The sequence below is a fragment of the Amycolatopsis ponsaeliensis genome (assembly GCF_030182635.1).
GTDB lineage: Bacteria > Actinomycetota > Actinomycetes > Mycobacteriales > Pseudonocardiaceae > Amycolatopsis > Amycolatopsis ponsaeliensis.
Genome location: NZ_JAPZLD010000008.1, coordinates 69328 through 82974, shown reverse-complemented (window position 1 = coordinate 82974; position 13647 = coordinate 69328). Strand labels below are relative to the sequence as shown.

Here is a 13647-nt window from a genome sequence, read left to right as displayed (position 1 = left end):
CCCCGCTCGTCGCCGGTGATCACTCCTAGCGTAGGCGCGGTCAGGGTGTCCGATGTGGAGGAGTGATCGTGTTCGCAACCCGGTTCGAGCGGTTCGGCCCGCCCGAGGTCCTGTCGACGGGCGAGCTGCCGGAGCCGCACGCCGGGCCGGGCGAGGTGCGGATCCGCGTGCGGGCGGCCGGCGTCTCGCCGGTGGACCTGGCGATCCGCGCCGGGAAGTCGCGCTCGCCGATCACCCTGCCGCACATCCCGGGGGTCGACGCCGCGGGTGTCGTGGATGAAGCGGGCCCCGGTGTTTCGGTCGGCGAGGAGGTGTTCGGCGCGGTCGACGTCGCCCGGCTCGGCGGGGCGACCGCCGAGTTCGCCGTGCTGGCGTTCTGGGCGCCCAAGCCGGCGTCGATGCCGTGGGAGCAGGCCGGCGCGGCGGGCTCCGGGATCGAGACGGCCACCCGCTCGCTCGACCTCCTGGACGTCCGGGACGGCATGACGCTGCTGGTCGACGGCGCGTCGGGCGGGGTCGGCAGTCTCGTCGTGGGCCTGGCGCTCGCGCGGGGTGCGCGGGTGATCGGGACGGCCGGCGACCTGGAGTTCGTCGAAAGCCTGGGTGCCACGCCGGTTCCGTACGGTCCCGGCCTGGCCACGCGGGTGTCCGGCCGGGTCGACGCGGCCCTCGACGTCGCCGGCAAGGGCTCGCTGCCGGAGCTGGTCGCGCTGACCGGATCGCCGTCGTCGGTGGTCACGCTGGCCGACTTCAGCGGCCCGTCCCACGGCGTTCGCGTGTCGGTCGGCGCCCTGGGTGGCGAGCCGGACGGACGGCACGGTCTTTCGACGGCCGCGGCACTGTTCGAGGAGGGCCGGTTCCGCGTGCCGGTCGAGGAAGTGTTCACCGACGCGGCCGCCGCGCACACCGCCGCCGAACGTGGGCCACGGCGGGGAAAGCTGGTCGTGGCGGTCAGCGGGTAGTCGTCCGGACGGTCGCGGTCCACTCGGCCGGGCGCGGGACTTCCCGCTCGCCGAGGGCGATCAGGGCGCAGTCGCGGCCCTGTGCGAAGAGCGACTGCGCGATGGTCGTGAGGCCGGCGCGCTCCGCGTCCGGGTCGTCGTCCCAGCCGGCGACGGCGACGTCCTCGGGCACCCGCAGGCCGCGGCGGCTCGCGGCGTCGATTACGGCGAAGGCGAGCTGGTCGCTCATGGCGATCACGGCGTCGGGCTCGGTGTCGAGCAGCGCGTCGGCCATTTTCCCGGCTTCGTCGCGGTCGTTGCGGGCGATGACGGCGACCGGCAGGCCGTCCGGGTCGCCGAGGTGGTCGTAGATGCCGAGGAGCCGTTCACGGGTGACGGGGAACGCGATGTCCCGCGGTGCGGGCCCGGTTTCCAGTCTCGGGCGGCGATCGCGGTCGAAGGGGAAGCTCAGCACGGCCGGCCGGCGGGCGCCGGCGAACGTACGCGCGGCCAGCTCCCGCGCGGACGCGCGGTTGTCGATGCCGACGACCTGGGCTCCGGCGAACGCGGGCCCGCCGTGGATCGCGACCGGCTTGCCGAGGCCGCTCACGACGTCGAGCACCGGGTCCGTGTCGACGGTCGTCCAGACGATGTAGCCGTCGACCGACGCGGACCGGACGCGCTCGACGTCGTCGGCCGAGCCGGTGGTCGGGATGAGGTTCAGCCCGCTGCCGCGCTCGCGGCAGACCTCGGCGACGCCGGCGAGGAACCGGCGGGCCTGCGGGTCTTCGAAGGCGTAGGCGAGGTGTTCGCCGAGCACGACGCCGATCGCGCCGTTGTGACGGCGGCGCAGCGACCGCGCGGTGGGGTCCGGCCCGCGGTAGCCCAGCTCGGCGGCGACCTCGAGGACCCGGCGCAGCGTCTCCGGGGCGACCCGGTCGGGCTGGTTGTAGCAGTACGACACGGTCATCGCCGAGACGCCGCAGCGGCGCGCGACGTCCGCCATCGTCGGTCTGGACATGGGCCCACCTTAGCTGTGTATCGTTAAACAATGCTCGTCGAGCCCCGTACGCGGCTCGCGCTGGGAGCACTCAGCGCGGCCTGCTTCATGTCCGTGACCTCGGAGAACCTCCCGGTCGCGCTGCTGCCCCAGCTCGCGTCCGGGCTCGGCGTCGGTGATTCCGCGATCGGGCTGCTGATGACCGGCTACGCGCTGGTCGTGGCGGTCTCGGTGGTGCCGCTGGTGGCGTTGACCTCGCGCTGGGACCGCCGGACGACGGCGCTGGTGACGCTCGGGATGATCGTGGTGTCGAACCTGGTCCTGGCGGCGGCGGCGAACTACGCCGTGGCGGTCGCCGCGCGCCTGGTGGCGGCCGCGGGCCACGGCGTGTTCTGGTCGGTGGTGGCGTCGATGGCCGGCCGGCTCCTCGGCCCGGGCCAGGGCGGCCGCGCGACGGCGGTGGTGTTCGCCGGGAACTCCCTGGCGTTCCTGTTCGGACTGTCGGCGAGCTCCTGGCTGGGCGCGACCCTGGGCTGGCGGACGGCGGTGCTGGCGGTGGCGGGCGTCGCGGCCCTGACGGCGCTGGTCATCCGGCTCACGGTGGCTCCGATGCCGGCTGCGCCTGCTGTTCAAGGCCCGGTCGTCGCCGATCGCTCGTTGCTTCCGGTCCACCTGACGACGCTGCTGGTGGTGACCGGGCATTTCGCGGCGTTCACGTACATCACGGCGATCATCGCGCGGTGGGTCCACCTGACCGGCTCGTCGACGTCGTTGCTGCTGTTCGCCCACGGGGCGGCGGGCTTGCTGGGCTTGATCTTGATCGGCCGCCACATCGACGGCCACCCGCGGGCAACGGCGCTGGTGACGACGGGCGGCCTCGCGGTGTGCATGGCGGCGCTGCTGGTGTCGCCGGGTCCGGCCGTCGCAGGGGTGGCGATCGTGGCGTGGGCGGGACCGGCGGCGGGGATAGGTGTGGTGCTGCAGGCGGCGGTGCTCCGGGTGGCGAAGTCCCAGCCGGATCTGGCGTCGGCGGTGTACATCGTGGCGTTCCAGATCGGTATTGCTCTGGGGGCGGCGCTGGGCGGCCTGGGGATGGACCACGGGATGTTGCCGGTGGCGGTGACGATCGCGGCGGTTGGCGGGCTGGCATCGGCAGTTGTGGTGCGCCGGTCGGCGGCGTTCAAGTCACGCGTCTGAGCGGGCCCGTGGCCGCAGCCACTCTCGCGCTGCCGGCGAGCGGATCGCCCCGTTCGCGCTTTTCGCGCAGGCCCGCAACCCTCGCCGCTACGCCTCGCGCAACCGGTGCACCCGCAACGCCAACTGGATCTCCAACGCCCGGTCCGGCGCCTGCCACTCCTCCCCCAGCAGCGACGCCACCCGCTCCAGCCGCTGCACCACCGTGTTCACATGAACGTGCAGCACATCCTTCGTCCGCGCCAGCTGCGACCCACTCGCGAAGTACGCCCGCAGCGTCGCGACCAGCTCCGTCCCCCGGCGCGCGTCGTAGTCCAGCACCGGTCCCAATGTCTGCCGCACGAACACGTCCAAATCCGCGTGGTCACCCAGCAACTGGCCGAGAAAACCCAGCCCGGCCATTGCCGCACCTTCGCCCGTCCGCCCCAGCGCCAGCAACGCCCGGACACACCGCGCCGCCTCCCCATGGGCCGCGGCGATCGCCGACGGGCCGCTCGCCGGGCCCGCCGCTCCCACCGTCACCGGGCGGCCCGTCGCCGCACCGAGGTCGGCCGCCACCCGCCGGGCCAGCTCGTCCGGGTCGCCCTCTCCGAGGAGCACCACCTCCTCCGCGTGCACCCCCACCAGCGTCGCGTGCCGGGCCGCCGCGCTCGCCACGCGCCGCCGGGAACCGCCGTCCGCGTGAGCCACCAGCACCGCATGCGGGGCCGACAGGTCGATCCCCAGCCGGCGGCCGCGGGCCAGCAGCGCCCGCGGGTTGCGGTCGGGCGCCGTCAGCAAATCCGTCAGCAGCTCGCCGCGGACCTCGTCCTCGGCCCGCACCACCGATCGCCGCAGCATCAGCAGCAACGCCGTCACGACGCCCGCGCGCTCGAACAGCCGCCGGTCCGGGTCGGTCAGCCCGTCGCGGCCGGCCAGCACCAGGCTGCCGAGCAGCTCCGGACCGGCCTGCACCGCACACACCCACGTGTCCTTTGTAGACACAGCCCGCCCGGCGGCGCGGGCCGCGGCAAGGGCGTCCGGATCGAGCGCGGCCGGGGAGGCCGAACTGGCCAGCAGAGTGCGGTCGGCGTCGTAGACCGTGAGGTCGCCGTGCAGCACCCCGGCGACCGCCGCCGCGACCTCCGGCACGTCACCGCCGCGCAGCACCAGGTCGGTCAGCCGGTCGTGCGCGTCCTGGGCGCGTTCCATCGCCTCGGTGTGCGCGCGGATCGTCGCGTTGGCCTCGTTGAGCTCGGCGACGGCGCGCCGGGTCTGGTCGAGCAGGTTCGCGCTGTCGAGCGCGATCGCCGCGTGGTCCGCGAGCGACGACAGCAGCGCCACCTCGTCCGCGGAGAACTCCCGCGTCGCACGGTCGGACGCGAACAGCACCCCGAGCACCTTCGGGCCGATGGCCAGCGGGACGCCGAGGATCGCGGTCAGGCCCTCGTCCTGGACGCCGGAGTCGATGTGGTGCGTGTGCTTGAACCGGTCGTCGTGGAAGTAGTCCGCCGTCGCGTACGGCCGCGCGGTCTGCGCCACCAGCCCGCCGAGACCCTCGCCCATGCCGAGCACGATCTGCTGGAACTCCGCCGACACCGACCCGTCGCTGACCCGGACGTAGGTCCTGTTCTCGGCCTCGTCGTTGAGCGAGAGGTAAGAGACGTCGACGTTGAGCAGCGCCCGCGCCCGCCGGACGATCGAGCGCAGCACGGTGTCCGGATCGGACAGTGCGGCGAGCTCGCTCGCGGTGTCGAACAACGCGCCGAGCTGGGCTTCCCGCCGCCGGTGCTCGGCGAGCGTCTCGCGGATCCGCAGGGCCAGCTCGCCCGCGCTGGCCAGGGCCGTCAGTTCGGCCGGACCGAGAGCACCTTCGGCGCGGGCGGCCACGACGACGTGCGCCAGCTGCTCGCTGCTCGCCCCGGAGGCGAGCAGGTCGAGCAGCCGGCGCAGCGCGTCCGTGGGTGCGGTCACGGCCGTCATGCTAGGGCGAAACGGCCGCCGGCTCCGCCTCGACGCCCTCGTCGTGCAGCGATTCGCCGCGCGTCTCGCGGGCCGCGAGCAGGGCGATCACCGTGATCACACACATCGCCGCGACGTACAGCGACACCGGGATCGTGCTGCCCCAGGCGGAGAACAGCGCGACGGCGATCAGCGGGGCGACGGCACCCGCGGCGATCGACGACAACTGGCCGCCGACGGAAAGCCCGGTGTAGCGCACCCGCGTCGGGAACTGCTCGGCGAAGAACGCGGCCTGCGGGCCGTACATCGCGCCGTGCAGCACCAGCCCGACGGTCGCGGCCAGCACGATCACCGGCGACGACTTCGTGTCCAGCAGCGCGAAGAACGCGAAACCCCACAAGGCCATCCCGATCGCACCGAACAGGTACACCGGACGGCGCCCGACGCGGTCGGACAGCGCGCCCCACAGCGGGATCGCCACGAAGTGCACGGCCGAGCCGATCAGCACCGCGCTCAGGCCGACGCCCTTCGGCAGGTGCAGCCCGGTCGTGACGTACACGAGGATGAACGCCGTGATCACGTAGTACGAGACGTTCTCGGCCATCCGCGCGCCGATCGTGATCAGCACCTGGCGCCAGCTGTTGCGGAAGACCTCCACGACCGGCACGTGCTTGTCCGCGCGGTGCTCGGCCTGCTTCTGGGCGGCGAGGAACACCGGCGACTCGGAGACGGCCAACCGGATCCAGAGCCCGATCAGCAGCAGCACGCCCGAGAGCAGGAACGGGACGCGCCAGCCCCAGGCCATGAACGTCGCGTCGGACTGGGTAGCCGACAGGATCGCCAGGACGGCGGTCGCGAGAAGGTTGCCGCCGGGCGCGCCGCACTGCGGCCAGCTCGCCCAGAACCCGCGGCGGCGGTCGTCACCGTGTTCGGAGACGATCAGGACCGCCCCACCCCACTCGCCACCGAGCGCGAAGCCCTGGACGAGACGAAGCAGCGTGAGGAGCAGAGGTGCCGCGACGCCCGCGCTCGCGTACGTCGGCAGCACGCCCATCAGGCAGGTCGAGCCGCCCATCAGCACCAGGCTGACGATCAGGAGCTTCTTGCGCCCGAGCCGGTCGCCGTAGTGGCCGAAGACCAGGCCGCCGACCGGGCGGGCGAGGAACCCGACGGCGTAGGTCAGGAACGCCAGCAGCGTGCCGGTCAGCGGGTTCGCCGTCGGGAAGAACAGCTTGTTGAACACCAGCGCGGCGGCCGAGGTGTAGAGGAAGAAGTCGTACCACTCGATGGTGGTGCCGATCAGGCTCGCGCCGACGATCTTGGCGATCGCCGACCGGTTCGGTTGACTCACTGCGGGCTCCACTTCCTTGTGGTTGAGCGACACTCAGGCGGTTTTTAGGCAGCGGTCCAGCCGCCGTCGAGCGGGATGGACGCCCCGGTGACGTGGCCGGCGTGCGGCGAGCACAGCCACGTCACCAGGGAAGCGACGTCGTCGGCTTCGATGAGCTTCTTGATGGCGGCGCGCCGGAGGAGGACCTCGGCGACGACGTCCTCGCGCGGGATGTCGTGCTCGGCGGCCTGCGCGTCGATCTGCCCGTCGACGAGCGGGGTGCGCACGTACCCGGGGTTCACGCAGTTGCTGGTGACGCCGTGTTCGGCCCCTTCGAGCGCGGCGACCTTCGAGAGGCCTTCGAGCCCGTGCTTGGCGGCGACGTACGCGGATTTGAAAGCGGAGGCGCGAAGCCCGTGGACGCTCGACATGTTGACGATCCGGCCGAAGCCCCGCGCGTACATCGACGGGAGCGTGTGCCGGATGAGCAGGAAGGGAGCGGTGACCATCAGCGCCTGGATGCGGGCGAACACGTCCGGCGGGAAGTCTTCGAGCGGCGCGACGTGCTGGATCCCGGCGTTGTTGACCAGGACGTCGACCTCGGCGGGGAGGGCGTCGATCGTGCCGGGATCGGTCAGGTCGGCGACGTGCGCCCAGCCCCCGACCTCGGCGGCGACGGCTTCGGTGCGCTCGCCGTCGATGTCGACGACGTGCACCTTGGCCCCGGCCGCGGCGAGGGCGCGGACGCAGGCGAGGCCGATACCGCCGGCCCCGCCGGTGACGAGGGCGGTGCGCCCGTCCAGATCGCTGGTCATGGACGGGAACGGTAAGCGTGACCCGGGTCGCGGACCATGTGTGCGAGAGCCACAACCCGTCAAGATCCTGTGGTCACGACCGACACTCGTCGAGCACCGCCAGGTAGTGCACGTTCGTCATGACGCCCAGGACGTTGCCGAACGGGTCGACGAACGACGCCGTCACGAACCCGGGCCCGCGCTCGGTGATCGGCTCGTGCTCCTTCGCCCCCAGTTCGCGCAGGCGCGCGACGGTGGCCTCGAGGTCGTCGACGTGCCAGTAGACGATCTCGCCGCTCGCCCCACCCCGGCTCGCCGGGACGTACTTGCGGTCGATCAGGCCGAGTTCGTGCTGGTAGTCGCCGATCCGGAACTCGGCGTACCCGGGCCGCTGGAAGTACGGCTCGATCCCCAGGAACTCGGTGTACCAGGCCTGCGCGGCCGCGTGGTCGTCGGCGAAGTAGGAGACGGTGGCCATTCCTCGCAGCATGTCTGCTCCCTTGCGATCGGTGTGGAGCCATCATGCGCGGTGAAAGTGCGCACCGATTGAGCACTTTGTTTGCGAGACTTCTCCCATGCGCGCCGACCGTCTCGTGGCCACCCTCCTGCTGATGCAGACGCGCGGCCGCGTCACGGCCGCCGAACTCGCGGCCGAGCTCGAAATCTCCGTCGCGACGGCGCGGCGCGACCTCGAAGCGCTCTCGACGGCGGGAGTGCCCGTGTACCCGCAGCCTGGCCGCGGCGGGGGGTGGCGGCTGGTCGGGGGTGCGCGCACGGACCTGTCCGGCCTGACCGCGCGCGAGGCGCAGGCACTGTTCCTCCTGGCCGGCCCGGCCGCGGCGGCGGCCCCCGAAGTCAAGTCCGCGCTGCGGAAGCTGATGGGCGCGCTGCCAGGGACGTTCCGCGCGGACGCCTCCGCGGCCGCCGACGCCGTCCTCGTCGACCAGGCCGGCTGGGGCGAGCGCGTGAAGGACCGGCCGCCGATGGTCTCGCTGCTGCGAGACGCCGTCATCGCGCGCCGCCGCGTCCGGCTCACCTACGCCGGACGGGAGAAGACGGAACGGCTCGTCGACCCGTGGGGCCTCGTCGACAAGGACGACGTCTGGTACTTGGTCGCGGGGACAGCAAAGGGCCGCCGGACGTTCCGGGTGGATCGGATCGTCGAGGCAGCCGCCACCGACGAGGCCGCGGACCGCCCGGCGGACCTCGAACTGGCGAAGGTGTGGGAAGAAGTCGTCGAAGAAATCGAACGGCGCCGGTCACTGCTCACCGCGGACGTGGTGCTCGGCCGCCGCCACTTCGGCGTGCTGCGCGACCGGTTCGACCGGCACTGCGAACTGGTCGCGGACCTGCCGGGCGACCGGGTGCGGGCGAGGGTCGCGGCGCCCGCGCCGGTCATGATCGCGCAGGAGCTGGCGGGCTGGGGCGCGCTCGTCGAGGTCGAGTCCCCGGACTCCGTGAAAGCCGAGCTGGCCCGCCTGGGTTCCGAGCTCACTGCCCGGTACGCACCCAAATGTCTTGAATGACTCATTCAGGTCTTCCCACGTCCTGAATGAGTCATTCAAGACACCGGCGAGCGACTGCGCGCACGCCCCGTGGCCGCTATCCTCGGTGAACGGCGTTTATCACTCCACAGTGGACATTAGGAGGACCTACTACGAGTGTCCGTTACCCTCCGGTATCTGGCCGTTCGGAGTATCCGGGATCACCCGTTTGCTGTTACTGTGACGCCTCCGTGACCTGAACGTGTGTTCGGTGACACTTCGGTGAGGGCAGACCAAGATGCGTGACGATGTGGTCGAGGCGAGTGCAGTAGTAGGGCACACGCCGGACGTGGTGTGGCAGATCGTCGGATCGCCGGAATGGTATTCGCGGTTCGTCCCCGAGATCAGCGGGTGCGAGATCCACGAGCACGCCGCGCGCGGCCGGGGGCCCCGGGGCGTGATCCGGATCGCCCCCGAGCGGGGACGCATGATGGAGGCGCAGGTCCAAGCCGTCGTGTACCGGCCGGGCGAGCACGTCGTGTGGTGCGGCGTCCCCGACGAAGGCGCGTGGGTCTCGGTCGAGCTGAGACCCTTGGCCGGCGGCAAGACCGAGTTGTTCGTCCGGATGATGCTGCCGCCGTCGCACCAGGATCTGGTGTCGTCGGTGAAGAAGGACGTCCGCGCCCTCGGGCGGCGCCTCGACCTGTACCTGGGCGGGGAGTCCGACCCCAGCGCCGACAGCGACGGCAACAAGGCCACGAAGCTGCGCACCGCGAGCGTCCTGGTGCGCGCCGGCGTTCTCAGCGCGGGCCGTCCGGACAAGATCGCCCGCCAGCTCAACTCCCTCGCGCAGTGGGGCGCCACCATCGCCGGCGGCTACCAGGCCGCCGCGGCCCGCGTCCCCGACGAGCCCGCCCTGCACGACGAGCGCAGCCTCCGCACGTTCAAGCAGGTCCAGGAGCGCAGCGACCGGCTCGCGAACGGGCTGAGCGAGCTCGGCGTCGGCGAACGCGACCGGATCGCGCTGATGTGCCGCAACCACGCCGCGATGGTCGAGTCGTTCGTCGCCGCCAGCAAGCTCGGCGCCGACCTGATCCTGCTCAACACCGGCCTGTCCGCGGCTTCGGTCAAGGACGTCCTCGCCGAGCACGGGCCCGCCGCCGTGCTGGCCGACGACGAGTTCGCCCAGACCATCGCGAACGTCCCGGGCGAGTTCGCCCGGATCAGCACGTGGCCGGACGCCGAAACCGGCTACCCGACCGTCGACGAGCTGATCCACGCCGCGCCCGCCGACCCGCCCAAGCCGGTCGACCGGCCGGGCCGGGTGGTCGTGCTCACCTCCGGGACCTCCGGGACGCCGAAGGGCGCGCGCCGCCCCACGCCCAAGGGCATGGGGACGGCCGCGGCGATCCTCGACCGCATCCCGCTGCGCGCCGGCGACCGGATCCTCGTCGCGGCACCGCTGTTCCACAGCTGGGGCCTCGCCGCGATGCAGCTCGGCATGGCGCTGCGGGCGTCACTCGCGCTGATCCGCAAGTTCGACGCCGAGGAGACGCTGCGGGCGATCGCCGAGCAGAAGTGCGACGCGCTGTTCGCCGTGCCGATCATGCTGCAGCGGATCATGGACCTGCCCGAGCGGGTGCGGGCGCGCTACGACCTGTCGTCGCTGCGGATCGTCGCGAGCAGCGGGTCGGCGATGTCCGGCACGTTCGTCACGCAGTTCATGGACACCTTCGGTGACGTCCTCTACAACTTCTACGGCTCGACCGAGGTGTCCTGGGCGAGCATCGCCGACCCGGGCGACCTGCGCGCGGCGCCGAGCACGGCCGGGCGCTGCCCGCTCGGCACGCGCGTCGCGATCCTCGACGAGGACCGCAAGCCCGTCCCGCCGGGTGGCGAGGGCCAGATCTTCGTCGGAAACGACATGCTGTTCGACGGCTACACCAACAGCAAGGACCCGGCGCGCGCGGCGGACCTGATGGCCACCGGCGACGTCGGCTACCTCGACGCGGCGGGCCGCCTGTTCGTCACCGGCCGCGCCGACGAGATGATCGTGTCCGGCGGCGAGAACGTGTTCCCCCGTCCGGTCGAGGAAGCGCTGGTGGCGCTGCCCGGCGTGCACGACGCGGCGGTCGTCGGCGTGGCGGACGCGGAATGGGGCCAGCGCCTCGCGGCGTACGTCGTCCCGCGGCGCGGCGCCTCGCTGCACGCGGAGGACATCCGGGCCTACATCCACCAGCGGCTGGCCCGGTTCGCCGTCCCGCGTGACGTGTACTTCGTGCCGGACCTGCCCCGCAACGCGACGGGCAAGATCCTCAAGCGCCTGCTGCACGACGACACCTGGCCGGTCAGCAGCGAGTACTGAGGCCCCTCAACCGACCGGCTGGCGCAGTACCGTCCTGAGCTTCGCCGGCTCCACGCGCCGTGGGTCGCCGAGGTAGACCTCGTGGTGCAGCCCGGCCGGCTCGAGCCCTTGCCGCTCGAGGAACTCGCCGTGCAGGCGGGCGAGCAGCGGACCTTCGTCGTCGTACGAGCCGACGTGGAGCGCCTGCGCGCACCGGCCCTCGTGCAGCTTCTCGAGCCGGACGGGCGCGTCGATCTTCTTCTTGCGCCGCACGGATTCCCGGGCTTCCTCGACCGCGTCCTCGCCGATCCACGCAGGCTGGGAGATGAGCATCGTCCACTGCCAGGAATCCTTGGCCCGCACGGTGAACGCGGTGTAGTCCTCGGCCCACCACAGGCCTTCCAGCGGCCCGACGACGAAGTCCTCACCGGTGCGTTTGGTCGTCATCTTGATCGTGTAGGCGAAGGCGTAGAGGGCTTCGACGGCTCGCGCGTAGCTCTCGGCGGTGTTCGGGTTGCCGCGGCCGTCGATCGCGAGGAACTGCTGCTCGGGCACGTCGAGCAGGGCCCAGTCGGTGTTCTTCGGCGCGTACAGCTGCTTCAGGTCCTTCTTGACGTCGTAGGGCATCAGGTCATTCCTTCCAGCCACGCGGCTTCCGCTTCGAGCTGCGCGATCGAGTAGTCGAAGATCGCCCGGACGAACGGCGGGGCCTCGACCTCGGCCGCGCGGCGGACCTCGGCCAGCCGCTGCGCCACCGCTTCGGCGCGCCGGGCCAGCGCGTTCGCGAGCCGCTCGGGTGGGATGGCCGGACTGTTGGCCAGCCCGGCCAGCACCGGCGGGTGCACCGGGCGCAGTTCGGCGATGGCCGCCTCCGCGGCCTCCGCACACGCCCGCCGGCCCGCGTCCGTCGCCGTGTACGTCTTCTTGGCCTTCGCGTGCGCCCGCTCCCCCGCGACCTCGGCGACCAGGCCGCGGTCGCGGAGTTTGCCGAGCACGTAGTAGATCGAACTGAAGCCGAGGGCGGTCCAGTCGCGCATGCCGCGTTCCGAGACGACCTCGTCCAGTTCGTAGCCGTGCCTCGGCCGCTCGACCACGAGGCCGAGCACCGTCAGTTCCGCGTCGGTCAGCACCGGACTATTCTAGCTCTAGAATACTGACTCTGGTCAAGGTCGCCGGAAATTGTCGGTGGGTGCTGGCATGCTTCACCGGGTAAGCCTCCCCGGGCCACTAACCTGGGGAATCCGACCGGATGGCAAAGGAAACCAGTGGGGGGACAGGTGGTGACGGCGGTGCCGTGGACCGCGGAACGCGTGGCCGGGCTCGCGCCGGATCCCGCTTCGGAGAAGGCGGGCCGGGCGCTGGCCGCGCCGGCGAAGTGGTCGGGCGCGGGTGCGTCCGAAGACGCCGTGTGGGGATTCTGCCAGGGCAGCGGCAAAAAGCCGTACCAGACGTGTGTCGAGCTCGCCGAGCCCGCGTTCCGGTGTTCCTGTCCCAGCCGGAAGTTCCCGTGCAAGCACGCGCTCGGGTTGCTGATGCTGTGGGCCGCGCGGCAGCTCGACACGGCGGAGCCGCCCGAGTGGGTGCACACCTGGCTCGCCGAACGCGCCGATCGCGCCCAGCGAGCCGAAAAACGCGCGGAAGCGGCCGGCCCCAAGGACGAAGAGGCCGCCGCGCGCCGGGCCGGTGAACGCGCCGCGCGCGTCGAAGGCGGTGTCGCCGAGCTGAAAGTCTGGCTGACCGACCGGATCGGCGCGGGTTTCGCCGGTTTCGAGCGCAGCGGTGGTGAAGAGCTGCGCACGGTGGCCGCGCGGATGGTCGACGCCCAGGCGTCCGGCCTGGCAGGCGGCCTTCGCCGGGCGGCGGGGATCGTCGGCCGCCGCGACTGGCCGGAGGCGCTGCTCGGCGAGCTGTCGCTGCTGTACCTGCTGGCGGACGCGGCGACCCGGCTGGCTTCGCTGCCGGTTCCACTGGCGGAGACGGTCCGGACGCGGCTCGGTTTCTCGGTGGAGACGGCGCGAGTCCTGGAAAGCGGCGAGCGTGTGTCGGACGAGTGGCTGATCACGGGCGCGGCCGACGAGGAGAACGACCGGCTGTTGACGCGCCGCACGTGGCTGCGCGGCCGGCTCACGGGCCGTGACGCGCTGGTGCTGTCGTTCGCGCCGCCCGGGCGTCCGCTGGACGCGTCGTTGCCACCCGGGCACCTGCTGACGGCGGAGCTGGCGTTCTACCCGGGCGCGGCGCCCATGCGAGCACTGGTGGCCGAGCGCGGCATCCCACTGCCGGCCCCGGCCGCCGAGGGCGGTTCGATCTCGGAGGCGCTGGCGGCGTACGCGCGGGCGATGGCGGCGGACCCGTGGCTGGAACGCTGGCCGGTCCTGCTGTCCGACGTGACCCCCGCCGAACACGCGGGCGGCTGGTGTCTGTCCGAAAAGGACGGAACCGCACTGCCGCTGGTGCCGTACGCGTTCCCGTGGTCGCTGCTGGCGATGTCGGCCGGCAAGCCGCTGACGGTGGCGGGCGAGTGGAGCCAGTCAGGGTTGCGGCCGCTGATGTGCTGGCAGGACGACCGGGCGGTGCGCCTGTGACTCCCGGTTTCCGTTCCCCGAACCACGATCACGA

The 13647-nt window shown here is 72.2% G+C and carries 12 protein-coding genes; 5 read left to right on the top strand and 7 right to left on the bottom strand.

Translation table 11 applies throughout. The features are described 5' to 3' along the window. Window positions 1-68 precede the first annotated feature (68 nt). Window positions 69-962: an NADP-dependent oxidoreductase gene (locus tag QQ657_RS14055; RefSeq protein ID WP_284742552.1), complete on the top strand. Its 894-nt coding sequence runs from the start codon at window positions 69-71 to the stop codon at window positions 960-962. Here QQ657_RS14055 and QQ657_RS14050 read toward each other — a convergent pair. Further along, complete coding sequence (locus QQ657_RS14050; RefSeq protein ID WP_284742551.1) at window positions 952-1962, bottom strand: LacI family DNA-binding transcriptional regulator; 1011 nt, start codon at window positions 1960-1962, stop codon at window positions 952-954. The genes QQ657_RS14055 and QQ657_RS14050 overlap by 11 nt on opposite strands. 30 nt (window positions 1963-1992) lie before the next feature. Between QQ657_RS14050 and QQ657_RS14045 the strand changes: the two genes are divergently transcribed. Beyond that, window positions 1993-3138, top strand: a complete 1146-nt coding sequence (locus QQ657_RS14045; RefSeq protein ID WP_284742550.1) for an MFS transporter — start codon at window positions 1993-1995, stop codon at window positions 3136-3138. Window positions 3139-3225: 87 nt separating this feature from the next. Here the strand turns inward: QQ657_RS14045 and QQ657_RS14040 are convergent, their stop codons facing one another. The 4 genes from QQ657_RS14040 to QQ657_RS14025 all read right to left on the bottom strand — a co-directional run bounded on the left by QQ657_RS14040 (window position 3226) and on the right by QQ657_RS14025 (window position 7690). After that, window positions 3226-5097, bottom strand: a complete 1872-nt coding sequence (locus QQ657_RS14040; RefSeq protein WP_284742549.1) for a helix-turn-helix domain-containing protein — start codon at window positions 5095-5097, stop codon at window positions 3226-3228. A gap of 1 nt (window position 5098) precedes the next feature. Further along, window positions 5099-6427, bottom strand: a complete 1329-nt coding sequence (locus QQ657_RS14035) for an MFS transporter (protein WP_284742548.1) — start codon at window positions 6425-6427, stop codon at window positions 5099-5101. Window positions 6428-6471: 44 nt separating this feature from the next. After that, on the bottom strand, window positions 6472-7221 hold the full coding sequence (locus tag QQ657_RS14030; RefSeq protein ID WP_284742547.1) for a 3-hydroxybutyrate dehydrogenase: 750 nt from the start codon (window positions 7219-7221) through the stop codon (window positions 6472-6474). Between the two features lie 73 nt (window positions 7222-7294). Beyond that, complete coding sequence (locus QQ657_RS14025; protein ID WP_284742546.1) at window positions 7295-7690, bottom strand: VOC family protein; 396 nt, start codon at window positions 7688-7690, stop codon at window positions 7295-7297. An 85-nt stretch (window positions 7691-7775) separates the two neighbouring features. On the opposite strand from QQ657_RS14025, the gene QQ657_RS14020 reads away from it, so the two are divergent. Next, window positions 7776-8726, top strand: coding sequence for a helix-turn-helix transcriptional regulator (locus QQ657_RS14020; protein ID WP_284742545.1), 951 nt, complete (start codon window positions 7776-7778; stop codon window positions 8724-8726). A gap of 256 nt (window positions 8727-8982) precedes the next feature. After that, window positions 8983-11049 (top strand): AMP-binding protein, encoded by a 2067-nt coding sequence (locus QQ657_RS14015; protein ID WP_284742544.1) that lies wholly within the window; start codon window positions 8983-8985, stop codon window positions 11047-11049. Between the two features lie 6 nt (window positions 11050-11055). Here QQ657_RS14015 and QQ657_RS14010 read toward each other — a convergent pair whose 3' ends face one another. Together QQ657_RS14010 and QQ657_RS14005 are read right to left on the bottom strand one after the other, a co-directional pair. Continuing rightward, window positions 11056-11655, bottom strand: coding sequence for a GyrI-like domain-containing protein (locus tag QQ657_RS14010; protein ID WP_284742543.1), 600 nt, complete (start codon window positions 11653-11655; stop codon window positions 11056-11058). Further along, window positions 11655-12158: a PadR family transcriptional regulator gene (locus QQ657_RS14005; RefSeq protein ID WP_284742542.1), complete on the bottom strand. Its 504-nt coding sequence runs from the start codon at window positions 12156-12158 to the stop codon at window positions 11655-11657. The genes QQ657_RS14010 and QQ657_RS14005 overlap by 1 nt, the downstream gene beginning before the upstream one ends. A 135-nt stretch (window positions 12159-12293) precedes the next feature. On the opposite strand from QQ657_RS14005, the gene QQ657_RS14000 reads away from it, so the two are divergent. Beyond that, window positions 12294-13613, top strand: coding sequence for an SWIM zinc finger family protein (locus tag QQ657_RS14000; RefSeq protein ID WP_284742541.1), 1320 nt, complete (start codon window positions 12294-12296; stop codon window positions 13611-13613). The last annotated feature ends 34 nt before the right edge of the window (window positions 13614-13647 follow it).